The organism is Streptomyces bathyalis (assembly GCF_015910445.1).
Lineage (GTDB): Bacteria > Actinomycetota > Actinomycetes > Streptomycetales > Streptomycetaceae > Streptomyces > Streptomyces bathyalis.
In genome coordinates this window covers 500,101-524,202 of sequence record NZ_CP048882.1, presented here as the reverse complement: position 1 = coordinate 524,202, position 24,102 = coordinate 500,101, and the positions used below count along the sequence as shown (strand labels likewise).

General features: G+C 70.0%; 21 protein-coding genes and 1 pseudogene. 5 read left to right on the top strand and 17 right to left on the bottom strand.

Annotated features, from left to right (window positions below; translation table 11 throughout):
- Positions 1–69 precede the first annotated feature (69 nt).
- From G4Z16_RS02365 to G4Z16_RS02335, 7 genes are all read right to left on the bottom strand, one after another.
- Positions 70–1,773 (bottom strand): thiamine pyrophosphate-binding protein, encoded by a 1,704-nt coding sequence (locus tag G4Z16_RS02365; RefSeq protein WP_197348930.1) that lies wholly within the window; start codon positions 1,771–1,773, stop codon positions 70–72.
- Positions 1,774–1,835: 62 nt separating this feature from the next.
- Positions 1,836–3,158, bottom strand: coding sequence for an MFS transporter (locus G4Z16_RS02360; protein ID WP_197348929.1), 1,323 nt, complete (start codon positions 3,156–3,158; stop codon positions 1,836–1,838).
- A 354-nt stretch (positions 3,159–3,512) separates the two neighbouring features.
- Positions 3,513–4,748, bottom strand: coding sequence for a cytochrome P450 family protein (locus tag G4Z16_RS02355; protein ID WP_246530641.1), 1,236 nt, complete (start codon positions 4,746–4,748; stop codon positions 3,513–3,515).
- Positions 4,749–4,836: 88 nt separating this feature from the next.
- Entirely contained in the window at positions 4,837–6,195 is a 1,359-nt protein-coding gene (locus G4Z16_RS02350; RefSeq protein ID WP_246530640.1) for a cytochrome P450, read from the bottom strand.
- A gap of 10 nt (positions 6,196–6,205) precedes the next feature.
- Positions 6,206–6,994 carry a terpene synthase family protein gene (locus tag G4Z16_RS02345; protein WP_246530639.1) on the bottom strand — a complete coding sequence of 263 codons (789 nt, stop codon included), beginning with the start codon at positions 6,992–6,994 and terminating at the stop codon, positions 6,206–6,208.
- Positions 6,995–7,140: 146 nt separating this feature from the next.
- A complete protein-coding gene (locus G4Z16_RS02340) occupies positions 7,141–8,208 on the bottom strand; it encodes a polyprenyl synthetase family protein (RefSeq protein WP_197348928.1) in 1,068 nt (355 codons plus the stop codon).
- Between the two features lie 249 nt (positions 8,209–8,457).
- Positions 8,458–9,162 carry a response regulator transcription factor gene (locus G4Z16_RS02335; protein ID WP_246530638.1) on the bottom strand — a complete coding sequence of 235 codons (705 nt, stop codon included), beginning with the start codon at positions 9,160–9,162 and terminating at the stop codon, positions 8,458–8,460.
- Between the two features lie 589 nt (positions 9,163–9,751).
- On the opposite strand from G4Z16_RS02335, the gene G4Z16_RS02330 reads away from it, so the two are divergent.
- Positions 9,752–10,744 (top strand): helix-turn-helix domain-containing protein, encoded by a 993-nt coding sequence (locus tag G4Z16_RS02330; protein ID WP_197348926.1) that lies wholly within the window; start codon positions 9,752–9,754, stop codon positions 10,742–10,744.
- 19 nt (positions 10,745–10,763) lie between these two features.
- Here the strand turns inward: G4Z16_RS02330 and G4Z16_RS02325 are convergent, their stop codons facing one another.
- The 6 genes from G4Z16_RS02325 to G4Z16_RS02300 are packed head-to-tail and all read right to left on the bottom strand — an operon-like array spanning position 10,764 to position 15,232.
- A complete protein-coding gene (locus tag G4Z16_RS02325) occupies positions 10,764–11,588 on the bottom strand; it encodes a class I SAM-dependent methyltransferase (protein ID WP_197348925.1) in 825 nt (274 codons plus the stop codon).
- A 50-nt stretch (positions 11,589–11,638) separates the two neighbouring features.
- The gene (locus G4Z16_RS02320; RefSeq protein ID WP_197348924.1) at positions 11,639–12,325 is read right to left on the bottom strand and encodes a 4'-phosphopantetheinyl transferase superfamily protein; all 687 of its coding nucleotides are present in this window, start codon (positions 12,323–12,325) and stop codon (positions 11,639–11,641) included.
- A gap of 41 nt (positions 12,326–12,366) precedes the next feature.
- Positions 12,367–13,218, bottom strand: coding sequence for an alpha/beta fold hydrolase (locus G4Z16_RS02315; RefSeq protein WP_197348923.1), 852 nt, complete (start codon positions 13,216–13,218; stop codon positions 12,367–12,369).
- A gap of 42 nt (positions 13,219–13,260) precedes the next feature.
- Entirely contained in the window at positions 13,261–14,112 is an 852-nt protein-coding gene (locus G4Z16_RS02310; protein WP_197348922.1) for a class-II aminoacyl-tRNA synthetase family protein, read from the bottom strand.
- Positions 14,112–14,357, bottom strand: coding sequence for a phosphopantetheine-binding protein (locus G4Z16_RS02305; protein ID WP_197348921.1), 246 nt, complete (start codon positions 14,355–14,357; stop codon positions 14,112–14,114). Before G4Z16_RS02305 ends, G4Z16_RS02310 begins: the two co-directional genes overlap by 1 nt.
- Positions 14,354–15,232: a diiron oxygenase gene (locus G4Z16_RS02300; protein ID WP_197348920.1), complete on the bottom strand. Its 879-nt coding sequence runs from the start codon at positions 15,230–15,232 to the stop codon at positions 14,354–14,356. The genes G4Z16_RS02305 and G4Z16_RS02300 overlap by 4 nt, the downstream gene beginning before the upstream one ends.
- Positions 15,233–15,614: 382 nt before the next feature.
- On the opposite strand from G4Z16_RS02300, the gene G4Z16_RS02295 reads away from it, so the two are divergent.
- The 3 genes from G4Z16_RS02295 to G4Z16_RS02285 all read left to right on the top strand — a co-directional run bounded on the left by G4Z16_RS02295 (position 15,615) and on the right by G4Z16_RS02285 (position 17,608).
- Positions 15,615–15,839 (top strand): hypothetical protein, encoded by a 225-nt coding sequence (locus G4Z16_RS02295; protein WP_197348919.1) that lies wholly within the window; start codon positions 15,615–15,617, stop codon positions 15,837–15,839.
- 174 nt (positions 15,840–16,013) lie between these two features.
- Positions 16,014–16,421, top strand: a complete 408-nt coding sequence (locus G4Z16_RS02290) for a YciI family protein (protein WP_197348918.1) — start codon at positions 16,014–16,016, stop codon at positions 16,419–16,421.
- 8 nt (positions 16,422–16,429) lie between these two features.
- A complete protein-coding gene (locus G4Z16_RS02285; RefSeq protein WP_197354104.1) occupies positions 16,430–17,608 on the top strand; it encodes an RNA polymerase sigma factor in 1,179 nt (392 codons plus the stop codon).
- Here the strand turns inward: G4Z16_RS02285 and G4Z16_RS33195 are convergent.
- The 4 genes and pseudogenes from G4Z16_RS33195 to G4Z16_RS02270 all read right to left on the bottom strand — a co-directional run.
- Positions 17,590–17,746: pseudogene (locus G4Z16_RS33195) on the bottom strand (proline--tRNA ligase); the annotation flags it as partial. The gene G4Z16_RS02285 and the pseudogene G4Z16_RS33195 sit on opposite strands and share 19 nt — an antisense overlap.
- A gap of 135 nt (positions 17,747–17,881) precedes the next feature.
- Positions 17,882–20,038: an RNA polymerase recycling motor ATPase HelR gene (gene helR, locus G4Z16_RS02280; protein WP_197348917.1), complete on the bottom strand. Its 2,157-nt coding sequence runs from the start codon at positions 20,036–20,038 to the stop codon at positions 17,882–17,884.
- Between the two features lie 188 nt (positions 20,039–20,226).
- Positions 20,227–21,456, bottom strand: a complete 1,230-nt coding sequence (locus tag G4Z16_RS02275) for a glycosyltransferase (protein ID WP_197354103.1) — start codon at positions 21,454–21,456, stop codon at positions 20,227–20,229.
- A gap of 337 nt (positions 21,457–21,793) precedes the next feature.
- On the bottom strand, positions 21,794–22,438 hold the full coding sequence (locus G4Z16_RS02270) for a DNA alkylation repair protein (protein ID WP_197354102.1): 645 nt from the start codon (positions 22,436–22,438) through the stop codon (positions 21,794–21,796).
- Positions 22,439–22,720: 282 nt separating this feature from the next.
- On the opposite strand from G4Z16_RS02270, the gene G4Z16_RS02265 reads away from it, so the two are divergent.
- Positions 22,721–23,968, top strand: a complete 1,248-nt coding sequence (locus G4Z16_RS02265) for a CehA/McbA family metallohydrolase (RefSeq protein WP_197348916.1) — start codon at positions 22,721–22,723, stop codon at positions 23,966–23,968.
- Positions 23,969–24,102: the final 134 nt, after the last annotated feature.

Below are 24,102 nucleotides of genomic sequence, written 5' to 3'. Positions count from 1 at the left end.
GGTCGGCGACGACGGCACACGTCAGGTTCGGTGTCGGGGCAGGGCGTCCGGTCGGGCCGTCGGAACACGTCAGTGCCCGCGGAAGGCCTCCTTCAGCCACCAGGAGCCCTCCGTCGATGTGATCTTGGCGTCGACCAGGAGCGGCGTGCTGCGCGGCCCGTCCACCCATGCGGCGACGGGCTCCAGGTCGCCTTCGCCGCGCACCGTCACGGCGGTGTAGCCGAGGCCGCGGGCGAGCGCGGCGATGTCGGTGTCGGGGAAGGTCACGGTGCTCAGGTCGACGCCGTCGCCGGCGAAGTGGTGCACCTCGGCGCCGTAGGCGCGGTCGTTGTAGACGACGACCGCCATGGGCAGACCCAGCCTGACCACCGTCTCCAGCTCCGAGACGCCCATGAGCGCACCGCCGTCCCCGAGCGCGGCCACCGGAAGGCGGTCCGGCCGGGCAAGGGCGGCTCCGATGGCGGTGGCCAGGCCGAGCCCGATCGACTGGAACGCCTGCGTGAAGCAGAAACCCCGCTCGTCCGGCACGGACAGGAACATGGCCGGATAGCCCATGAAGTTGCCCGAATCGACGGCGAGAACGCGCTCGCGCGGCAGCAGTTGGTCGAGCCGGATGGACAGCGTGCGCGGATCGATGTTCTCGCCCGTCGAATCGTCCGTGTAGGGCACGGTGTTCCAGGCGAGTTCGCGCTCGATGCGTGCTCCCACCTCGGGCGACCGGTAACCCCGTCGGCCGTTCTGCAACTGGCCCCGCGCAGGGGAGCGTTCGTCGCCGGCGAGCAACGCCGTCACCGCCGAGGCCGTCGCCGCGGTGTCGCCCACGATGCCGAGGTCGACGGGGCGGTGTGCCCCGATCGCCTCGGCCTCGACGTCCACCTGCACCAGGGACGCGTCCGCCGCGATCAGCGAACCGTGGCGCGTCGTCCACTTGTTGAGGGCGCACCCCCAGCCGACGACAAGGTTCGCTTCCGAGATCAGCTCGGCCGCCAAGGGCGACGAGAAGCCGCCCGAGACATCGAGGGACCAGGGATCGCCGTGGAACAGACCGCGCGCGACGGCCGAGGTCGCGAGCAACGCGCCCGTGGCGGCGCCGAGTTCACGCAGCGCGTCCGCGGCGGACCTCTCCTCCGCCTCCTCCGCGCAGGGCCTGGGGAGCGCACCGCGACCCGCGATGAAGACGGGACGGCGCGACTGCCCCAGCAGCCGGGCGAGTTCGGCCACGGCCTCCGGCGCGGGTGCCGGCCGGTGCAGCCGGAGTGGATCGGGTTCCGGCAGCGGTTCGGGAACCTGCCGGCTCTGCACGTCGATGGGGAGGTTCAGCACGACGGTCCGCCGACCCGAGACCGCCAGCCGGCAGGCCCGCACCGTGTCGGCGACCGCGGTGTCCGCTCCGTGCACCCGCTCCGCCCGCGCGCCCACGGCGTGTGCCAACGCGTCCTGGTCGACACGGAAGTTGGAACGCAGGTCCGCCGCAGGGGTGTCGGCGGCGAGAACGACGAGCGGGGTACGGCTCTTGGCCGCTTCGGTGACGCCGGTCAGGGCGTTGGTCAGGCCGCAGCCCTGATGCACCGTGACGACACCGAGCTTTCCGGAGACCCTCGCGTAGGCGTCGGCCATGACCGCCGCGCCGCTCTCGTGCCGCGCCGCGACATACCGGGCGCCCGCGGCGACCATTGCGTCGGTGACGTGGAAGTTCCCGCTGCCGACCACCCCGAACGCCCTGTCGGCGCCGAGACGGACGAGCGTACGGCCGACGGCCTCCGCGACGATCACCAGCGCATCTCTCCTCTCTCCGGACGACAGCGCGGCCCAGCGTCGCCCCTTGATTCCCGGCCCTACTTGCGCAGCGCGGGTATCAGCAGCATCGAGACCGCTCCCAGCACGGCCGGCGCCGCGAACGCGTAGAAGTTCGCGTCGAGTCCCCACCCCGAGGCGAGGATGAAGGCGCCGTAGATCGGACCGAGGATGGCGCCCAGCCGCCCCACACCGAGTGCCCAGCCGAGACCGGTGGCCCGCATGTGGGCCGGATAGAAGTTCGCCGTGTAGGCGTTCACGAGGATCGTCGTTCCGATCGTGCAGGCACCCGCGATGCCCACCAGCACGAACAGCAGGAAGCTCGGCAGTTCGAAGCTCAGCAGGAAGATGCACAGCGCGGCGGTGAGGAACATGCCCAGCGTCACGGGCTTGGACCCGACGCGGTCGGCGAGTGCGCCGAACAGCGGCGTACCGATGATGGCGCCGAGGTTGAGCACCAGCAGGAACGCCAGCGCCGATCCCAGCGGATAGCCGGCCTCCCGCATGATCTGCGCGAGCCATGTGTTGAGTCCGTACACCAGCAGCAGCCCCACTCCGGTGCCGAGCCAGAACAGCAGCGTGCCGGCCACGTAGCGCGGAACGAACAGGGCCTTCAGCGTGGACAGCCCGCGAGGGGCGTCGGCCCCGGCGGCGGGCGGCTCCTCTAGGGCGAGGCGGTAGCGGCGGGCCAGCGTCTCCGCTTCGTCCCTGCGGCCCCGCGCGAGCAGGAAGCTCGCCGACTCGGGCAGCAGCCGCCATGCGATCGGGAGGAGTACGACGCCCAGCACGACGCCGACCCAGAACATCGCGCGCCAGCCAAGCTGCGGGATCACGACGATCGCCGTGAGCGCGGCCAGGATGCCGCCGACGGAATAGCCCGAGAACATCAGGCCGTTGGTGCGGCTGCGGTGCCTGGGGTGCGCGTACTCGATGGTCAGCGCGATGGCGGTGGGTACGACGCCGCCGAGCCCGAGACCGGCGAGGAACCGTGCGAACCCGAAGAAGTCCGGCGTCGGAGCGATCGCCGCGATCCCCATGGCCGCCGTGAACCAGGCGATGCAGCCGAGCATGATGCGCCTGCGGCCGACGAGGTCGGTGACGGTGCCCGTCATCATGGCGCCGAAGAGCATGCCGACGAGCGCGTAGGCACCGATGCGTCCGGTCTCGGCCTCGGAGAGTTTCCACTCGGCCGAGCCGTCCAGGAGGCTGGGCACGACGGTGCCGTAGACGATCAGGTCGTAGCCGTCGATGATGATCGTCGCGCAGCACAGGGCGACGACAAGGGCTCTGGAGCGGGTACGGCCGGCAGGCCCGGGCTGCGGCGTCGCGGGGGCGGGTTCGGCGGGAGCGGAGTCAGAAGTCACGCGATCTCCGAGGGGAGCGATGCGTGCGCTGTGATGCGGCGCGCACTGGGGGACGGCATGGCCGGGGGAGGCCCTGGTGAGGCGCGTGGGGGGCCACAGGAAATCACGCCGGGCAACGGGGCGGAAGACTCTGCGCCTGCCCGTACTCCGCCACCCCCTTCCCGGGCTTCGCCTCCCCACCTGCGCCGGGCGGTCGTTCCGCTCCGGCCGTCCCCAGGCCGGGCCCTCAACTGGCCGTGCACCGTGGGCCGTTCGCAGCCCACCGGAGAGTGCGTGCTGGAGCGCGGATGGGCCCGCGCGCGGCGGACGGCGCCGCAGAAGCGGTCGCCGTCCGTCCCCGCCGGGCCTGCGGCACTACGGACGCAGACGCACCGTCAGGGTGCGGTGGCCGTGCGCGACGAACGACGGCACCGGTTCGAACTCCTCCTCCGCCAGTCGCATGGCGGGGAAGGCGTCGAAGAGGGCCGGAAGCGCGATGATCGCCTCGGCGCGGGCCAGTGGAGCACCGACGCAGCGATGCGCCCCGTGCCCGAACGCCAGATGCTCGGAGGGCGTGCGGCGGACGTCGAAGCGGTGGGCGTCCGCGCCGTGGAACTCCGGGTCCCAGCCGGCGGCGCCGAAGGTGGTCAGGATCGCTTCGCCGGCCCGGATGGTGACGCTGCCGACGCTGATGTCGCTCACCGCGAACCGCAGCGGCAGATTCGCGATGGACGGCGCCCAGCGCAGGGTCTCCTCCACGGCGTTGGTCCAGGGCACGTCGCCGGCGCGCAGGGCCGCGAGCTGGTCGGGATTGCGCAGCAGCGCGACGACGGCGTTGCCGATCAGGTTGACCGTGGTCTCGTGGCCCGCCGCCAGGAGGAGGATGAGGGTGTCGACGAGTTCGGTCTCGCTCAGACGGTCCTGGCCGTCGTGGGCGGCGATGAGCGCCGACGTGAGGTCCTCGCCGGGCTCGGCGCGCTTGCGGTCGATCAGCTGCGTGAGGGTTTCGCGTGCGCCGGCGAGCATCTTTCCGGCGATCTCCGGTGCGGTGGTGGTGTCCATCATCACCTCGACGAACGCGGCCACTTGCGCGCCTTCGCCGGCGACGAGGCCGAAGAGATCGCAGATCACGCGCATGGGGAGGGGCAGCGCGTAGTGGGCACGCAGGTCCACCCTCTCGCCGGGCGGTGTGGTGCGCAGCGCGTCGAGCAGGTCGGTGGTGATGGTCTCGACGGCGGGACGCAGGGCTTCGGTGCGTCGGGCGGTGAAGGCAGGAGCGATGAGCTTGCGAAGCCGCGAATGGTCGTCGCCGTAGGCGGTGAGCATGTTCTCCACACCGACCCAGTTGTAGATCCAGTGGGCCTCGGGGTTCTCGTGCAGCGCACCGCTGCGCCAGGTCTCCCAGTGCCGGCGGGGGTCCTTGCTGACGTTCGGGTCGGTCAGAAAGGACTTGAGTATGTGGTGACGGGTCGGTGCCCACGCCCGTATCCCGCCGGGCAGTTCGACGGGCACCAGGTCGCCGAGCGCCCGCAGCCGGGCCGCCTCCGCGGGGATGTCGGCCCCGGCGGGGTCGATGGCGACGGCTTCGCAGTCGTGCAGGGACTGGGTCACGGGAGCTCTCCTCGGTTGCGGCGGTGACGGGGATAAAGCCGGTGGGACATGAGGTGCGGCGCACGAAGCGGGCGGGTGCACGCGGGGGTCAACGCCGTTCGCAGATCATGGGCAGCGGTCCGGCCTCGAGCGTCGCCCTCGGTTCCGGGCGCAGCCGGGTTCCGGGCACCGGGCGCAGCCGCCAACCCGCCGCGATGGCCGCGACGATGAGCGTCGTCTCGGTGAGCGCCAGCACGTCGCCGATGCACTTGTGGCTGCCGGCGCCGAACGGCAGCAGCGCGCCGCGGGGCACCCGCGCGGCCCGGTCCGCTTCCCAGCGCCCGGGGTCGAACGTCTCCGGGGAGGGGAACAGCTCCGGATTGCGGTGCATGGCGTAGGCGCTGTAGAGGACCATGGCGCCCGACCGGACCGGCAGGCCGCCGAGTTCGACGTCCTCGACCGCCACCCTCATCGCCATCCAGGACGGCGGGTAGAGGCGCAGCGCCTCGGTGATGACGTTGCGCGTGTAGGGGAGTGACGGCAGGTCCTCGTAGGCCGGAGCCCGGTCCCCGACGGCCTCGTCGATCTCCGTGTGGACCCGCTTCTCGACCTCGGGGAAGGCCCCCATCAGGTGGAATACGAAGGCGAGCGTCGAGGCCGTGGTCTCACTGCCGGCGATCAGGAACGTGACGACCTGGTCCAGCAGTTCGCGGTCCGTGAGCTTCTCCCCGGTCACCGGATGCTCGGCACGCAGCAGCGTCGACACCAGATCCTGCCGGTCGGAGGGGGACCGCCGCTGGGTGTCGATCATCGTCGCCACGATTTCCCGCAGCCTGGTGTTGGCGTGGTCGTAGGCGCGCTTCGCCGGAGTGGGCAGCTTCTCCATGACTCCCAGCGGTGCCATGGCCCGTTTGTAGATCCCCAGGGAAACGGTTCGCAGGCAGTGCCGGGCCTCTTCGATCGTGGCGTCGTCAAGACCCGTGGAGAAGAGGGTCCGCGCGGCCACGCGCATCAGCAGTGCGTGCATCTCGTCGCTGATGTTCCGTACGTCGCCCGAACTCCATGCGGCGATCGCCGAGTTCGTGTCGTCGGCGACGGCGCGCGTGTACTCGGCGATCTTCCCCGGGCGGAAGGCGGGCTGGACGAGCCGGCGCTGGTACCGGTGCTCCTCACCGCGGGACACGGACAGGCTGTTGCCGAGCAGTTGCCGCGCCTTGTCGAAGATCCCGCCCTTGTCGAAGACCCGCGGGTGGAGCAGTACGTGTCTGACCAGCTCGGGATGGTTGACGAGGTAGGCGCGGCCGGGGCCGATGCGGACCTCGACCACGTCGCCGTGGGAGGGCAGTGAGGCCAGGAAGCCCAGCGGGTCGCGCCAGAGCGGAAGGACGTGCCCCAGCAGCGGGAGGGCGCCGGGGGCCTTGCCGGTCCGCCAAGTGCGGTCCGCCGGGGGAGAGATCGTGTTCGGCACCGGGCGGCTCCTATCGGATGAACGAGTTGACGTCGTTCACGGCCGCCTTGTAGCGCCGGTCACGTGTCGTCCACACGAAGTTGCCGCGGAGAAGGTCCAGGAGGATGTCCGCGGTGGTCTCGTCGAAGGCTTTGACGCATTCGATGTCCTCCGTCATGTCCTTCAGCCGCTCCTCGAAGAAGCGCTCGAAGTCCTTGTCGTCGTCCACGTCGCACAGTTCGAAGCAGTTGGTGATCTGGCCGAGCGCGTTCTCGCGTTCGTAGGAGTAGAAGTCGTTGACGATCGCCAGTCCGCGCGTGGTCATGCGTGCGGCGAGCCCCGTCTTGGCGTGCTCGGTGAACTCCGCGTGCCGGTAGATCGGGTAGGACATCTTCATCCAGAAGTCCACGCCGACGTCGGTGACCCGGAACCGGAAGTACTGCTCGGGAGAGGTGCTGCAGAGCGTCTTCTTGATCGGCGAATCGCGGAACATGTGGTCGCTGGTGATGAACGCGCGGGCTCCCTCATAGGCGAATGCCGCGTCCTGTGGTGCGTAGTAGCGTTCGCACACCGCGCTCACCTGGGGCAGAAAGAGATCGAACCGGTGCAGCGCGGGATCCATGTCGTCCCACACGAAGGTGACGCAGTTCAGCACGCAGACAGCCTTGAACGCTTCCATGTCCTTGATGTGGCGGGCGGATTGGGACCACCGGACCACGTCCATGTACGAGATCCAGCGCTTGTCGGAGACGTCCTTCCCCAGCGGCGCCACCGCACGGTTGCAGGTGTCCATGACCTCGCGCAGTTCTGCGTCCGACATCGGCACCTTTTCCGCCTCGTGCGCAACATGCTGAGAGAACAGCGAGGCGAATCTGTCCGTACATCCCGGCAGGCGACGCGCCATTCCGGTGCCTTGGGAAACGCCGTCCGCGAGCGGCGCGGGGTGCCGGGTGACGGTGTCAGGGGTCATGACGTCCTCCTAGTGGCATTGCGGGCGAGATCCTGGAGGGCGTGAATCGCCTCAGCGGCGAACGGCGCACCATCCAGCGCTTCGACGGACTCCCGGTAGCGGTTCTCGATCATTTCTTCGACGGTGTCTTTGGCGCCTGTTTCGGCGAAGATCTTCCGCACCTGTTCGGCACCCGCTTCGTCCAGGGAGGGATTTCCGATCAACTCGTGCAGCAGGGCGGCCTGTCCGGGGTCGGCGGCACGCAGGGCGAGCGCGACAAGCGTGGTGTTCTTGCCGACGCGAAGGTCGTCGAGATGGGACTTCCCGGTTGTCCGGGCGTCGCCGTAGACGCCGAGCAGATCGTCGCGGAGCTGGAAGGCCTCGCCCAGCGGAATGGCATACGCGGTGAAGACGTCCATGGTCCCGAGGCCGGCGCCCGCAAGGGCCGCTCCTATGTGCAGGGGCCGCTCGACCGTGTATTTGGCGGTCTTGTAGCGGCTGACCGTCAGCGTCGACTCCACGTCGTCCGTCGGGTTTCCCGTGCCCCGCAGATCGAGATACTGCCCCAGCATCACCTCGCTGCGCATCTCGCTGATGACCGGGAAAACCGATGCGAACTGAACGGGAGTGAGGTCTGCCCGGTGCAGTATCTCGTCGGACCACGTGAAAGCGAGATCGCCCAGCAGTATTGCCGCGCCGACACCGAAGTGCCTGGCACCGGAGCCCTGTTGATCCGCGGAGAGCTGGCGGTGAGCGGTGGGGCGGCCTCTGCGGAGTTCACTGTGATCCATGATGTCGTCATGGATCAGGGCGAACGCGTGGAACATCTCCAGTGAAGCGGCGACCTGTACGACCTGTTCACTGTCCCTCGCCCCGCCCGCCGCCACCCATCCGGTCACCGTGAGCAGGGGGCGGATGAGCTTTCCTCCCGTGAGGAACTCCGCCAGGATCTGAGGCAGTCGCTCCGCCTGCGGGAGTACGGCCTTCTCCTTCTTCTCGGTGAGGAACTTCTCAAGGAAATTCGCGACGGACTCTCTCGTCTCCGCCGCGCTGGTTCTGCCGAGATCCAACGTCTGCGTGCTCATGTTGTTCTTCTCCCTCGAAGGTTCGCCCGACCGGACTCACCGTCCGGGACGGGCGCGCGACTCAGGCACCGGGAAGTGCACGGTGGAACGCCGGACAGGAACTGCCGCGCGGTCGGGAATTCATTGGCCGATCACCGCCACATTCGTCTCCCGGGCCCGCGCGGTGACCGCTGAGCCTTCGGTCGCCGAGGTCCACGTCAATCGGACGGGAAAGACGCCACGTTGGGGCCCGGCGCATTCCCTTGGTCCCTACGGACAGAAGGGCCCCTGCGAAGCGGTGGCAGGTACGCGCCGGCGGAACTGCTTGACGGACCCCGGAAGGATCCGCGGCGGCCAGACACCCGGCGCGAACATGCCCTTGGAGTGGGCTCGGGCCACGAGGGCGGCGCGGTTGGGCACTTCGAGCTGACGGAGCATCTGCCCCACGTGGTATTCCACGCCCTGCCTGCTGAGGTAGAGACGGGAAGCCAGCTGCTCGGTCGAGGCGCCGCCCGCGACGCCTTCGAGTATCCGGGCACCGAGGGGTAGCAGCGCCTCCCGTTCCTGGTGGGGGACGCCGTCCGCGTGGGGGAGAGGCGAACCGTCGTCCGGTCGGAGAAGGACGGCACAGGCCACGGAGGTGGCCTCGGTGTGCACGGCGATTCCCGTCAGCCCGGCGGAGAAGCCGGCGTGCGGACCGCAGAGACCGACCACACGCTCGGTGAAGCGCGAACTGCGGCCGTCGAGCAGCCGGTTGAAGTGCTCGTCGAGTGCGGGGGAGGCGTTGAGGCGCAGCAGGTCGCAGATGCTCCGGCCGCAGATCTCGGCCGCCGTGCCGCCGAACTGCCGCAGGAATCCCACGTCCGCCGCGATGACGGTCAACGAGGCGTCCAGGCTGGCCAGATGGGCCCGCCGGCCGTTGGCCGACCGGGAACGCGGGACGGAGCGGGGTTCGGTGTGCCCTTGCGATCTCACAACGCAGACCTTTCTCGGAATGCATACGGACGTGCGACCACTGCGCCACGTGTGGCCGGGCGCGCATGACGAGCGCGGGACCACACGCCGGGGGACTGCGTCCGGCAGGCGCAGAGCCGAGCGCGTCTGCGCGGCCGGACCGGGGGACATATTCCCAAGGCGGGGCACTCCTGGGGTCACGCCGCCGCAGGCAACAAGCTGCCGGGCAGCAAGCTGCACAGGGCGATCCGTGCGGAAGATCCCGTTCTGTCGCCGTCCTGAATTGGCGGCCCCGGGCGTCCCGGTCGTCACTCTGCGGCGGCAGATTCGCGCACAGCCTCGGTGGGTGCCGCGCCGCTCGGGCAGCCCACTATCGCGAACGCCGCCCGGCAGGCGCCCCGCATGTGGTCCAATCTCGCCGTGACCGGCAACGGGGCCCGCGGCGCGGCAGGTGCGGTCCGCGGACCGGCGCGGCGGATACCGGGTCCTCCGGCTGGGTAGCGTCGGGGGGATTTTCAGCCGGTCGGAACGGATCGTTGCCGCGGGCACCGGATGGCCGGCACCGGCCCGGCCTACGGGCGGCATGTGACACGGGTTCTCAGGGGGGCAATTGGACAGGGGCGCGTTGCTCGACCAGCAGGCCCTCGAGGTGTACCGGGCGATCCTCTTCCACAAGGAGCAGGACTCGGTGACGCTCAGCGAGCTGCTGGAGTTGGAGACCGACGAGGTGGAGGCCGTACTTCAGCGCTTGGCCGACCTCTCCCTCCTGGCTCCTTCCCGGGACGCGCCCGGCACACTGCGCGCGGTGAACCCCCGGATCGGCCTGAAGATGCTTCTGCGGCGTGAGCAGGACGAGTTGACCTGGCGTCAGCAGCGCATCGAGCAGGAGCGGGCAGCACTCGCGTCACTGGACGCCGAATACACCGCTTCCCGCCAGTCCGAAGCCGGCGACCGCGTCGAGGAGTTGCACCACCTCGACGAGATACGGATCCGGCTGGAGGCCCTCGCCGAGTCCTGCACGACCGAGTTCCTCGCCTTCCACCCCGGGAGCGGACCGGGGGTGGGGGCGATCCAGACGGGACGGTCCCTGATCGAGCAGGCGCTGGCGCGGGGCGTGAAGTTCCGCTCGATCTATCTCGACAGCATCGCCAACGACCGTGTGGGCCGGACGCACGCCCAGTGGATGATGGAGAACAACGGCGACGTCCGGACCTCCCCGACCCTGCCGCTGCAGCTGCTCGTCATCGACACGAGCGCGGCGATGGTCGCCGGCCTGCCCGGGCAGAGCGGGACGTCGGCGTTGCTCTTCACCGGGCAGCCCGTGGTGCTCGCGATGCGCGCGCTCTTCGAGGCGTACTGGGAACACGCCTCGTCCGCCAACCAGCTCGTCGACGTGAGTGACGCTCCGTCCTGCGAACTCACCCCGCAGGAGCGGAAATTGCTCCAGCTCCTCGGCACCGGCCTCACGGACGAAGCCGCGGCGCGCGCCCTGGGTATCGGGGTCCGCACGGAGCGGCGGATGGTGAGCGAGCTGATGAAGCGGCTCGGAGCCTCCAGCCGGTTCGAGGCCGGAGTGCAAGCCACTCGCCGGCGGTGGATCTGACCCGGGGCCCGCGAGTGCGTCACCCCGCCGCCAGGCGTGCGCGGATGAGCCACAGGCGGTTGGCGTGGCGGCGGTCGCGGGGCTGGACCTGGTAGGGCCAGCGGCCCTCACCGGCGCCCGGCTGCCCCGGCTCCCTGAGGCATACGACGTCCCAGCCGTTGGCCGCGAGGAACTCCTCGGGCTCGTCCGTGCCGAAGACCCACGGAGTGCCGTCGGCGGCCAGGCGGTCCAGAAAGGTCCTGGAGAAGGGGTTGCGCAGCAGTCCTCTGCCGAGGATGTCGAGAGCGATGTGGCTGCCGGGAGCCGAGTGGGAGGCCAGCAGCCGGAGCAGCCCTGCCGCCTGAGCCTCGGTGAGGAAGAACGTCAGCGCCTCGGCGATCCAGAGCGTGGGGCGCGACGGATCGAACCCGGCCATCTCCAACTCGGGAAGCCACTCCTGGGTGAGATCGGCGGACAGCTCGTGGCGCCGCACCGCCGGCGTCGCGCCGAGGGCCTCCAGGCGGCGCCGCTTCTCCTCGATGAGCGGGCCGTGGTCGACCTCGTACAGATCGGTGCCGTCGGGCCACCGCAGCCGGAACGCCCGGGTGTCCATCCCGGCGGCGATCAGCACCACCTGCCGTATGGAGCCGTCCGCCAGCAGGTCGCCGATCGCGTCGTCCAGGAAGCGGGTGCGGATGGAGATGAACGGCAGCAGCCCGCCGCCCGCATAGCGTTCGATCATCTCGGAGCCCCTGGGCTCGGCGAGCGCTTCGGCCAGCGGGTCGGTGAACAGCGCGTCGTCGCGCTCGGATTCCAGCGCGCGGGCGGCGGCCATCCACTGGGCGGTGTAGGAAACGGCTTGCATGGGTCCGTGGTCCCTTCTCGGGTGACTCGGATGACTCGCGGAGCTCCCACTCACAGGCGATGCGGCGGCTGTGGTCCTCTCTCCGTTGCCGGACGCCAAGCCCGTTGCGTGCGGGGCGAGTTGGCAAATGGGGGAGGCTCATCGAGGCGGACTGCCACGGCGAACGCGAAGTCCGGCGCGGCGGCTGCCCGGACCAGCGCGTACTGGTCACCCGCACGCGCCCACAGCTGATCCCCGAACAGGACGAGCCGGACCCGCCAGAAGAGACCGCCGTGCGCGCCGCGGTAGCCGGACAGCGCCTTGAAAGCGGCCTCCTTCGCGGCGAACAGCCTCCGCAGCCCCGCCCGGTCACCGTCCCGCCACAGCAGGGCACGCTCCTCCTCGTTCAGCAGGAACCGGTGCAACCGCCGCTCCGGGAGGCGCGGTTCGAGGTCGACGCCGACTCCGCGGGCGCCTGGTGCCACCGCCGCCACGGCCAGGTCCTCGGTGTGCGTGAGGGAGCCGGCGATGCCCGGCGGGAACTTCGGTGCACCATCGCGCCGCCGGCCCACGGTTCTCACCCTGCTTCCGGCCCGCCGCAGCGCCGCGGCGGTTGCCAGGCGACCGGCGCGGTGCTGCTCGGCGACGGTGCGGGGCGGACGCACCGGAGCGGTCTCCACCACGACGCGCACACTGCCGCCGGGGCCGTGCAGCAGCAGCTCATCGCAGAACTGCGGACCGGCAGGACCGGCGTTCACCGCTGCCCGTCCAGGTGGAGACGTTCCGGGAAGGAGCGGGCTCACTCATCCGTTCCGGTCACTCGCCGGACGAAGGCCAGCACTTCCCGGTTGAACCACTCGGACTCCTCGACGAAGGCCGCGTGCCCGCCGTGCGGCACGATGACCGCGGTGGCGTCCGGCAGGAGCTTGGTCAGCCGTTCCGTTGCGTCGAGGCTCAGCGAGAAGTCGTCGCCGCCGACGAACAGCAGTGTCGGCTGCCGCACTTGGGTGAGGGTCTGCGGGTCGAGGGGCGCCTTCGTCGAGGCCAGCAGGCCGGCCCGCAGCGACTCGACGGTGTGGATGCCGAGGAAGTTCTGCTTGTAACCCAGGAATCCGGCGGTGCCCACCTCCTCCACGGCACGGTCGCTGCACACCAGCGGATAGACCTGGTCGTGCAGGACGGCCAGGCCCGAGGTGTCGAGCGTGTGCAGCCAGGACTTGGTGAGCCGGCGCAGCCGCTGTGGCCCGTACGGGCTCAGCGCGGGACTGGCGAGCACCAGCCCGTGCACCCGGTCCGGGTGGGCGATCGCGAAGTCCCGGCAGAGCAGCGTCGAGAAGGACGTGCCCACCAGGAACGCCTTCTCGATACCCAGACCGTCGAAGAGCGCCTTGAGGTCGCTGATGTGCTCCTCCCACACCGGTTCGTCGGCCAGCGGGGTCGATTCGCCCTGACCTCTCAGGTCGTAGGCGGTGAGGCGTGCCGCAGCGGCGAGGTCCCCCGTGTAGGCCCGCCAGGACTTGCGGTCCACGAAGAAGTTGTTGAGCAGCACGATGTCCGTGCCGGATCCGCGTCTCTCGTAGCTGAGCCGGATGTCGTCGGACACCTGGACGGTGCCGGTCTCGAGCACGTCGTCGACGGTCATGTCGGTCATCGGTTCACCTTCGGTGGGAAGTCGGAGGGCGGAAGGGAGAGTTCACGCGTTCACGCTGCTGCGAGCTACTGCCTCGGCGGCGTCACGGGCGCCGCTGAAGCGGGTGCTGAGGATGTGCACCCATCGCTCCAGACCGAAGGCGCAGCAACTGGTGGACGCGGGCGTGCCGTCCGGGAGGGCGATGGCGCAGCGCTCCCCGAAGAAGTTGCGGTGGTAGTTCACCGAGCCGACGGCCAGACCGTCGACGACGAATTCCTCCTTCACCGGGAACAGCCGCTGCATGGTGGCGCGCGAACTGCGGCTGTCGAAGAACGGGTCAGTTGCCGTGCGGGTGTCCATCGCGAGGCCGAGTGCGTCCGCGAAACCCAGCACCAGCTCCTTGGTCCGCTCCAGGTGCTCCGTGGCGCCGGCGGCGTGGCCGACGAAGACGATCTCGCGCATGGAGAAGCCGAGCAGCCGCCGCAGGCCCTCGTACTGCGTCTCATTGCGGAAGCAGGTCGCGCGGGTGGTGACCCGGTTCTCCTCCGACGGCAGCGTCTGCCCGCGCAGATGGAAGTAGACCGAGTAGCAGGCGGCCGAAGGCAGCGCCAGAGCGGCGTCGTGGAGGACCTCCGTTGGCAGTTCGGCGAGCGGGGCCTCGCGGACGGCCCGCAGTTCGCCGAGCAGCTTGGGATCGGCCGTCGCCGCGGCCAGCCCCAGGTGCGGGAAGTTCTCGTAGTAGTCGACGTCTTCGAGTTCACGCGGCTTCAGCAGGAACGGGTAGCGGCGCTCCTCGGCGCCGAGTCGCACCCCCCATTCCGTGAACAGGTCATCGAGGACGCGCAGCAGGCGCAGTTCGTCCGCGCCGAGCACGTCCAGCCCGTCGTTCACCGTCGTCCCGGTGCCGGTGTCCATCAGTGCACCGCTCCCGAGAGGAAGCGCTTGTCGATGGCCCGGAGCGTGCGGAAGTCCTCGAGGTCGAGCTCCTCCGGATCGATGGTCTCGCCGCTCAGCTCCTCCAGCAGGTAGAGGAACTCGACGAAGGCAAGCGAGTCGACCGCCCGTCGGTCGATCAGGTCGTCGTCCAGGCCCAGTTCACCCGCTTCCGGGTTGCGCTCGTGGATGAAGGCGAGGATCTTGGCGATCTTGTCGTCGCTCATGCCGTGGCTCCCTGCGTGTCGAGGCCGCTGCGTGCGAGGAATCTCCGCGTGCGCTGCAGGATGCGGTCGTGCGCGGCGTGGCGGGCGGGGTGCGCCAGAAGGTGACGCCTCAGCTCCAGGGGCTCGGCCAGCCCGGCGTCGCGGTAGACGGCCGGGTTGTAGAGACTCTGGACGCTGTACTGCAGGTACTTCTCCAGGTACTCCGCCAGAACCGGGACGTCCTGCGGACTGTTCTCCTGAACCTGGGTCAGGAGCTGCGTGAACAGGCGCCTGCCGAACGCGACATGGCGGCTCTCGTCCTGGTGGTGCACGCGGTTGATCTCCCGTGCGATGTGCGGGAGCGCCTGGTCCGTGGCCATGCGGGCGTTGAAGTAGTCGACGATCTCCTCGAAGATCAGAATGCGCGCGAAGACCAGCAACTCGTGTGCGGCCTCGCTCACGCCCTCCAGCCGGCTCACGCCCACCTGCGGGACCGCCGGATACACCTTGCCCAGATAGCGGCGGCAGAAGGTCCCGAAGAACCACATGTGCTCGTTCTCCTCGCCGATGAAGTGGTGGAGGAACTCCGAGGCTTCGGCATAAGTCCTGGTGTGGATGCGGAGCACGACTTCGCTGAGCAGTTCCCGGATGCCGTGCACGTTGAGGCTGAAGAAGTTCACGGCCTCATGGCGGGTCAGGGCGAGTTGCTGCTCACGTGTCAGCTCGTCCCACTTCTCCGTCCCGGCGAGGGTCACCAGGTCCTCGCTCATCCACGGCCGGTCCTCCTCCAGGGTGTCCGGCCAGTCGAAGACCGTGTACGGGTTGTAGTAGTCGGACTCCGCCATCACTTCGAGCCGGTGCAGATCCAGCTTCACCGGCTTGACGGTCGTCGCCATCGGCAGACCTCTTTCCTGGGAAGTGCGGTCGTGCGCCGGCTCATTTGGCCAAGCGGTGTGTGTGCCGGGGAACAGCGGCTGCGCGGGGGCCCGTTCAGGCACAGCGGCGCACCCGGCGGGGGGCCGGGTGAGGTTGCGTGCCGAACGGCCGTGCAAGGTGACGGCCCACAGATTAGGCAGGGCGTGTGCGGGGATGCCCTCTTTGCCGCGCGGAGGTAGGGAATACCCTAGTGATAGCGAAAGCGCTGGTCAGCGGCAGCGCGCGGAGGCTAGGGCGTGCTCGTCCGTGCCCGGCACGAGGTCGCCCTGCAGGCTCTGGTGCCGCGCCTGCGGTCGGCCTGCCGCGGCCGCGAGGGCCCGGCGGCGGGCGGTTGGGCAACGAGTGAGGGTCCCTCGCGAGCTGATCCACTCCTGTCTGGACGGCCGCCGCTGCGACCGCGTCGCTCTGGAACGCGCCCTGGTGGCAGAGGAGCTCGCCGTCCTCGTCTTCCTGTGGCCGCCCTATGCCCCGTTCAACCGGCCCTCGGGAATCGCTCGCGTCCGCAGAAGGGCACGGGAACTCCAGGACCGGTACTTCGACGGGACGGCTCACGGCACGGTCCCGTGACCAGCGGCGTCCGACGCTGCGCCGGGCCTGTTGCCGGACACGACGGGACGGCTCACCCGGGCTTCTCCGATGAGGGCAAAAAATCTTGGCCGGTGATGTCGAGAACCCGGGACCGGCTCCGTCCCCGGTATGAACGCGGCCAGAATGGTCGCACCAGTACCGAGGAGAGACACGATGTCCAAGTACCTGCTGCTCAAGCACTACCGCGGCGCACCGGCGGCGGTCAACGACGTGCCCATGGACCAGTGGAAGCCGGAGGAGATCTCGGCGCACATCCAGTACATGAACGACTTCGCGGCCCGGCTGGAGAAGACAGGGGAGTTCGTCGACGGTCAGGCGCTCGCCCCCGAGGGGACATGGGTCCGCTACGACGGAGAGGGGCGCCCGCCGGTCACCGACGGACCGTTCGCCGAGACCAAGGACGTCATCGCCGGCTGGATGGTGATCGACGTGGACACCTATGAGCGCGCCGTCGAGCTTGCCGGGGAGCTGTCGGCCGCCCCGGGGGCGGACGGGAAGCCGATCCATGAGTGGCTCGAGCTGCGCCCGTTCCTGACCGAGCCCCCCACCATCACGGAGTGACCTCTCAGGTGGACGAGGTCTTGCTCAGGAGCCTCACGCCGAGCGTGCTCGGGATCCTCGTCCGCCGCGGAGCAGACTTCGCGGCGGCCGAGGACGCCGTTCAGGACGCGCTGGTCGAGGCGGTCCGCGTCTGGCCGGCCGAACCGCCCCGGGACCCCAAGGGCTGGCTGGTCACCGTGGCCTGGCGCCGGTTCCTCGACGCGACCCGGGCGGAGACCGCCCGCCGCCGGCGCGAGGACCTCGTCGACGAGGAACCGGCACCCGGGCCCGTGCCCGCGGCGGACGACACGCTTCAGCTCTACTTCCTGTGCGCCCACCCGTCGCTGACGCCGTCGTCCGCGGTCGCCCTCACGCTGCGCGCCGTCGGCGGGCTGACCACCCGCCAGATCGCGCAGGCCTACCTGGTGCCTGAGGCGACCATGGCGCAGCGCATCAGCCGGGCCAAGCGCACCGTCTCCGGCGTGCGGTTCGACCAGCCCGGTGACGCCGCCACCGTGCTGCGCGTCCTCTACCTCGTCTTCAACGAGGGGTACTCCGGCGACGTCGACCTCGCCGCCGAGGCCATCCGGCTCACCCGGCAGCTCGCGGCCGCCTTCGACCACCCCGAGGTGGCCGGGCTGCTCGCGCTGATGCTGCTCCACCACGCCCGGCGCGCCGCCCGGACCGCGCCCGACGGCAGCCTGGTGCCGCTCGCCGAGCAGGACCGCGGCCGGTGGGACACGAAACTGATCGCCGAGGGCGTGGAGATCCTGCAGGCGGCTCTCGCCCGCGACCGGCTGGGCGAGTTCCAGGCGCAGGCCGCCATCGCGGCACTCCACGCGGACGCGCCCACCGCCGAGGAGACCGACTGGGTGCAGATCGTCGAGTGGTACGACGAGCTCACGCGCCTGACCGACAGCCCGGTCGTCCGGCTCAACCGCGCGGTGGCCGTAGGGGAGGCCGACGGACCGCGCGCCGGCCTTGTGGCGCTCGCGGCGCTGGACGAGTCCGCACCGAGCGGGTCTTCGAGCCGGGGAGACTCGTTGCCCCGCCGTGCCGCGGTAGCGGCGTACCTCCACGAGCGCGACGGGAACCTGGCGAAGGCGGCACGGCTGTACGTCGAGGCGGCCGAGAAGGCACCCAACCTCGCCGAGCGTGAACACCTGACGCGCCAGGCCGCCCGGCTCAACGCCCAACTGCGTCGCTGACAGCCACTGCCGTACGGCCGGATGACCATGGTGCCGCGGACCGGCCCGTTCTCGGCCAGTTCGGCCTTGCTGATCAGGTCCTGGTACCAGCGCGGGAAGTCGTCCGCCCGGGGGCGTGAGAACGGGTGCCGTTGACATGGCGCGCAGGCTAAGGCGCATGCACACCCGGGCGCGAGCCGATTACGCAGTGTTCCGGGCCGCCCGTCGGCGTCCCGGGCTGAACTTCCCTGCGGCCGGGCGGTGTTGTCTCCCCGGCATCGGTCCCGTACGGCGTCAGGAACTGGGGAGGATGACGAGCTGCTGTGTCGCCCGGGTCATCGCCACGTAGCGGTCGACCCCTCCTTCGATGCCATCGACGCCCTTGCCGAACTCCTCGGGGCCGACGAGCACCACCAGGTCGAATTCCAGTCCCTTCGACAGCTCCGGGGTCAGCGACCGCACGCGGGACGTAGGCCGGAACGTGGGATCGCCGATGACGCAGGCGGTTCCCTCGGGGTGCGCCGCGAGCCAGGTGCTGAGGATGGAGTCCAGCTCCGAAACGGATCCGTGCAGCACGGGGATGCCGCTGGACCGGATGGAGGTCGGCACGTTGGCGTCCGGGAGAACGCTCCGGATGACCGGCTCGGCTTCCGCCATGACCTCTTCCGGCGTCCGGTAGTTGACGCTCAGGGAAGCCACGTCGATCCGTTCCAGCCCGACCCGTTCCAGCCGTTCCTGCCACGACTCGGTGAACCCGTGCCTGGCCTGTGCGCGGTCCCCGACGATGGTGAAGCTCCGCGACGGGCAGCGCTGCAGCAGCATCTGCCACTCGGCATCGGTCAGTTCTTGAGCCTCGTCCACGACGACGTGCGCGAACGGCCCGGCGAGCACGTCCGGTTCGGCGCCGGGCAAAGGACTGTCACCGATCAGGCTGTCCTGCAGGTCCTGCCCGCGCAGCATCGTCACCGCACCTTCGCCGTCGTCGTCGGCCTCGAGGATGTTGTCGATGACGTCGGCCCTGCGCGCGCGTTCGGCGGCGACGGTCGCCTCGTGCCGCAGCTTGCGCCGTGACGCCTCCGGGTCGCCGAGCCGCCGGCGGGCCGCGTCCAGGAGCGGCAGGTCGGACACGGTCCAGGCCCGGGCGTCCTCGCGTTGCAGCTTCCGTACGTCGTCGGGGCCGAGCCAGGGAGCGCACTTGCGCAGGTAGGCGGGCACCGACCACAGATCCTCGACGAGGTCGGTCGGCTCCAGCATCGGCCACGCACGGTTGAGGGTCCTGATCAGCTCCCTGTCCTGAAGCAGCGACCGCCGGAGCAGGTCGGGCGAGGCGTCGCTCTCGTCCTTGTCCATCAGGATCGTGAGCAGCTCCTCCCGGATCTGGTCACGCGCCTCGTTGTGCGGCGTGCCCGGCTCCACTGCTTCGAACGCCGCCGCCCAGTCGCCGGCGCTGAGCCAGATGTCGGACCAGTGGGTCGAGACGGCCATCCCCTCGGTGGGCGGCTCCTCGTAGATGCCGACGGCCGGTTCGATCGCCTTGACCATCTCCGCCGACGACTTCAGAAGGGCCACCCGCGGGTCGGCCTCCACGGTTGCCCCGGCGCCCTCGGGAACGAGATTCCTCAGGGTGCAGGTCTGCACTCCCTCCTCACCGAGGCTGGGCAGGACGTCACCGACGTACGCCAGATACGGCTGGTGCGGACCGACGAACAGCACGCCTACCCGACGGTGGCCGAGGCGGGGGTCGGAGTGGAGGAGGTAGGCGGAGCGGTGCAGAGCGACGACGGTCTTCCCCGTACCCGGGCCGCCGTCGACGACGAGAGCACCCCGGGAACCGGCCCGGATGATGGCGTCCTGGTCGGCCTGGATGGTGGTGAGCACGTCCCGCATCCGGGCCGACCGGCTGCTGCCGAGGCTGGCGATGAACGCGGACTGGTCGTCGAGCGCGGCGTGCCCTTCGAGCCCGTCAGCGGTGAACACCTCGTCCCAGTAGTCGCTGATCCGGCCGCGGGTCCATCGGTATCTGCGGCGGCTGGCCAGGCCCATCGGGTTGGCGTGGGTCGCCGCGAAGAACGGTTCGGCGGCGGGGGAGCGCCAGTCGAGCAGCAGCCGGCGCCCGGTGCTGTCGGTGAGGCCGAGCCGTCCGATGTACACGGGCTCGGTGTCGTCCGTACCGACGATGTGTCCGAGGCACAGGTTCAGGCCGAAGCGACGCAGCGCGCGCAGGCGGGCGGTCAGCCGGTGGATCTCCACGTCCCGGTCCATCGCCGCACGGCCGATGCCGCCGGGTGCCCTGCGTTCGGCGTCGAGGCGGTCGGAGAGTTCGGTGATCGTCTGCTCCAGGCTCTCCGCGATGGCAGCGAAGTGCTCTTCGTCGCCGGCGATCAGCGCCGGGTCGGCCTTGGCGGAGAGGTGGACGGGAAGATCGAACGCGCTCGTGGTCAGGGGATTCATCTCATCAGTTCCGATCTGGGGTCGCTCGCGGCCACCGCGCGGAGCAAGCGCAGGGACCGGCGTGACGAACCCGGTCTCCACGACGAGCGATGCCCCGTCCGATGTGCGGCTCCGTGGTGTTGCCGGGTCGGGTCGCGAGGGCGTGCGGGTTCTGGTGTTGCGGGGCCGGGCTCGATGAGCCGCGTGGTTCACACGGAGACGGGTGCCTTGTCCTGGCTGATCGCGTCGAGCAGCAGGTTCGCGGCCACCGCCGCTCCGTCGGTGCGGACCGTGCCGGCCACGGCGGACGCCCGTGCGCGGGTCTCGGGGGTCAGTGCCGTTCTGAGCGCAGCCGACAGGGACTCGACGGTCGGAGCCGGGCCGTCGTGTGCCGCGCCGATTCCGAGCCGGGTCACACGACTCGCCCAGTACGGCTGGTCGGTTGCCTGCGGCACCACCACCTGTGGCGCGCCGGCCCGTGCGGCTGTCGTCGTGGTGCCCGCGCCGCCGTGGTGCACGACGGCAGCCACCCGGCGGAAGAGTGCCTGCTGGTTGACCTCGCCGACGACGAAGCAGTCGTCCCGGTCGTCGGTCAGTGCCAGGTCGGCCCAGCCCTGGAGGACGACCGCGCGGCGGCCCTGCGCGCGGACCGCTTCGACTGCCACCTGGGCCACGTCCGCCGCGGTGTGCATGGGCATGCTGCCGAAGCCCACGTACACCGGTGGCGCGCCCGCGTCGAGGAACGCCAACAGCCCGTCCGGTAGCGGGCGTTCGTCCGGCAGGATCCACGCGCCGGTCTGTACGGTGCCGAGATCCGACGGCTCCAGCCACGGGTCGAGGACGGGATCCGTCGCAAGCCACGGCTGTTCGCCGATGACGTAGCCGCGGACGTCGCCCACCGGAGGCAGGCCGATCGTCGCCCGGTTCGTATTGAGCGCCTCACCGAACAGCTCGTTGATGCTCCGGGCGTCCAGATCCCACAGCACGCGGTTGTCGGTCACGTCCGGAGGGAACGGCCGGCCCGGGTACGCGAGCGGCGGATGGTGCGGTGAGGGCAGGGTGAGCTGCTGGAAGGTGACGGACACCGAGCGGATGCCCAGCTTCTCGGCCACCGACAGCGCGCCGGCCGCCGCCGGCATCACGCCAGTCGCCACCAGCGCGTCGCAGTCCTCGATTGCCGAGGGGAGCACGTCGAACTGGCTCGCGATCAACTCGGCCGCACGCTGGGGCAGAGATGACGGTGCCGGCGCAGCCTTCGTCAGCGCGCGCGCCGAGGGACCGACGGGCACCAGCGGCACACCGGCACCGGCCAGCCGCTGTGCGAAGTCCTCGTCGGGCGGGGCGCACACCCGCACCTCCGCGCCGAGTTCCCTCAACCGCACCGCCAGCCCCACCAGCGGCTCGACGTCCCCTCGCGACCCGTACGTCGACAACACCACACGCACTTCGCACCCCCCATTTCCGCCCGTTTGTGGCTTCGGCGGGTGATTCTGCGGCACACCCCGGGTCTTGCCGCAAGGCCCCCCGTGCGCTATACGTTGAGAGTGGCAAGGAGCGGACGACCTCCTTGCCTTTCGCTTTGTCGCCCCACAGCGGACGGGCAACTTCTTCGCGGAGCGGCGGCACGCCGCAGACGGCGGGGGGACGCCAGCCATTCCACGAGAAAGCCGAAAGCCCGCCGGCTTGGAGATTCGCTCTCAGCCGGCGGGCTTCGACGTGACTTCGGGACGGCGGGGTTCTGAGGGAGTTCCGGCACGAGCGTGCGCGCGAACCCTCCTACTTCTCGTTCTGTCGGCGCACGATCTCGGTGATCCAGATGGGCGCGAACGGTGACGTGCAACCCCGGGGAGTCGGATAGTCCTTGAGCACCTCCAGGCGCTCACCGATGTCCATCGCACGAGCGCGGTGCTCGGCGTGGTCGATCCCGATCTGGGCAAGGCAGTGATTCATCGCCCACTGCAGGCGATCCGGGGCGTCCTTCATGTCCGCCTCGATGACGTCGAGCAGTCCCGCGAGGTCGAGTACCTCGGGCTTCTTCGTCACGCGTTCGGTGGTCAGCGCCCAGCCGGCACTCGCGACCACCGGATCCGGATCGGCGTACCAGGTCTGGCGCAGCTCTTCGGAGTGCGGGTTCTTCTTCACCACATAGTTCACGAGCCAGTCGTGCACCTTGGGCCGTCGCGCCTCGCGCAACATGACGTCCAGCTCGTCACGCTCGAATGCCTTCGGGCGGCAGATCAGGATCGCCACCAGTCTCGCGGCGGTGTCGCCCGTCTCCCAGAGACGGCACGCGAGTTCCTGCTGCGTCTTCAGCCGCTTGGCGAGAGCGCGGAGCTTGGTGAGGTTCACACCGTGATCGTCACCGTGTCTCTCGTTCACCTCGCGTATCTTCGGGTCCTCGAGTTCGGCCAGCTCGGCCATCACCTCGGCCACGGTCGTCTCGGTCAGCGTCGCCTCGGCCACCTCAGCCTCCTGTCCTTCGCGCGCGACTTTCAGCCTACGGCGGGAATCGGTTCATTCGTACGGGCCGGTGATGGGAGACGCAGCGGAGCTTCCGACCCCAGTGCGACATGAAGGTCAACTTCCGCTTTCCTGGTTGCAGTTGGGAACGCGGTCGCGGATTTGCTCCGAAGGGGAAGAGTTCAACCATCCGTCGTGCGCGGGGTACTGACGAGTAGGCCGCGCTGCGCTGAAATACCCCGCATGACGACACACGACCACCAACACAGCCACGGTCACGACCACGGTCACCACCGCACGCCCAGCAGACGGGCAATGCTCGCCGGTGCGAGCGGCCTCCTCATTCTCGCCTCGGCGCCGGGGGCCGCGAGTGCGGCCAGCACCCGGACCGCCAGATCGTCCGACATACCGGTCAAGCGCACCGGAGCGGCCAGAGCCTCCCGCCTCACCCAGGGCACCACCCTCGTCCACGCCGACATGCACAACCACACCGCCATGTCGGACGGCGACGGCGACCCCGAGCTCGCCTTCGCCTCGCTGCGTGACGCGGGGCTGGACGTCGCCGCCCTCACCGACCACGCCACCCTGCTGTCCGTCGAGGGCCTCAGCTCCGAGGAATGGGACCGCACGGGCCAGCTGGCCGATGCCGCCAACGACCCCGGGGCCTACACCGCCATCCGCGGCTTCGAGTGGTCCCACCCGCTTCAGGGCCACGCCAACGTCTGGTTCACCGACGAATGGGTCGACCTCGGCGGCGCCGGCAGCCCGGACTCGCTCTACAGCTGGCTGCAGAGCCGCGACGCCGTCGCCAGCTTCAACCACCCGGGGCGCGAGGCCCAGATGTTCGACAACTTCAGCTTCTCCGCAGGGGTGTTGGAGAAGATGGTCGGCCTGGAGATGTTCAACCGGGGCGACGACTACATCTTCGACGGCTGGTCCGACAAGGGCCGCTCACCCCTCGTCGCGTGCCTCAACGCCGGCTGGCGCACCGGCCTGACGGGCGTCACCGACGAGCACGGCACCAACTGGGGCTTCCCCGAGGGCAAGGGACGCAGCGGGCTGTGGGTCACCGAGAACACCCGCGCGGGCGTCTTCGAGGCGATGCGGGCCCGCCGGTTCTTCGCAACGCGCGTGTCCGGCCTGCGACTTGACGCGGTGGCCAACGGAGTCCAGATGGGCGGCACCCTCGGCGTGACGTCCGGCGACGTCCAGTTCACCGTCGACCTCGACCGCGGCCCCGAGTGGGAGGGCAAGCCCCTCAACGTCCAGGTCCTGCGCCCCGGTTCGGACGCGCCGGCCGTCGCGGACGTCATCGAGACCCAGTCCAACCAGCTGACGAAGTTCACCGTCCCCCTCAACGCGGACGACGGCAACTGGATCGTCCTGCGCATCTCCGACCCGAGCCAAGCCAACCCCTCGCCGGGCCCCGCCGACCACCCGTGCAACGACTGGGGCGTGGCGTACTCCAGCCCGTGGTGGCTCCAGGCGTAACTCCCTCCGCACCACAGGGTGGTTGGCCTTCGGCTGGGCCAACCACCCTGGGGACGTGGGGAGTCGGCAATCCGCGCGGGCCGGACGAGTTCGGCAGGATGCTCCGTGCGCGGACGGTCCCGTTGCGGCAGCGC

Bases quoted from the DNA above. Each gene is read 5' to 3' on its own strand.
- G4Z16_RS02345 (WP_246530639.1), bottom strand. From the start codon at position 6,994: ATGTCGGACGCAGAACTGCGCGAGGTCATGGACACCTGCAACCGTGCG.
- G4Z16_RS02340 (WP_197348928.1), bottom strand. From the start codon at position 8,208: ATGAGCACGCAGACGTTGGATCTCGGCAGAACCAGCGCGGCGGAGACG.
- G4Z16_RS02325 (WP_197348925.1), bottom strand. From the start codon at position 11,588: ATGCAAGCCGTTTCCTACACCGCCCAGTGGATGGCCGCCGCCCGCGCG.
- G4Z16_RS02315 (WP_197348923.1), bottom strand. From the start codon at position 13,218: ATGACCGACATGACCGTCGACGACGTGCTCGAGACCGGCACCGTCCAG.
- G4Z16_RS02310 (WP_197348922.1), bottom strand. From the start codon at position 14,112: ATGGACACCGGCACCGGGACGACGGTGAACGACGGGCTGGACGTGCTC.
- G4Z16_RS02305 (WP_197348921.1), bottom strand. From the start codon at position 14,357: ATGAGCGACGACAAGATCGCCAAGATCCTCGCCTTCATCCACGAGCGC.
- G4Z16_RS02300 (WP_197348920.1), bottom strand. From the start codon at position 15,232: ATGGCGACGACCGTCAAGCCGGTGAAGCTGGATCTGCACCGGCTCGAA.
- G4Z16_RS02290 (WP_197348918.1), top strand. From the start codon at position 16,014: ATGTCCAAGTACCTGCTGCTCAAGCACTACCGCGGCGCACCGGCGGCG.
- helR (WP_197348917.1), bottom strand. From the start codon at position 20,038: ATGAATCCCCTGACCACGAGCGCGTTCGATCTTCCCGTCCACCTCTCC.
- G4Z16_RS02270 (WP_197354102.1), bottom strand. From the start codon at position 22,438: ATGGCCGAGCTGGCCGAACTCGAGGACCCGAAGATACGCGAGGTGAAC.
- G4Z16_RS02265 (WP_197348916.1), top strand. From the start codon at position 22,721: ATGACGACACACGACCACCAACACAGCCACGGTCACGACCACGGTCAC.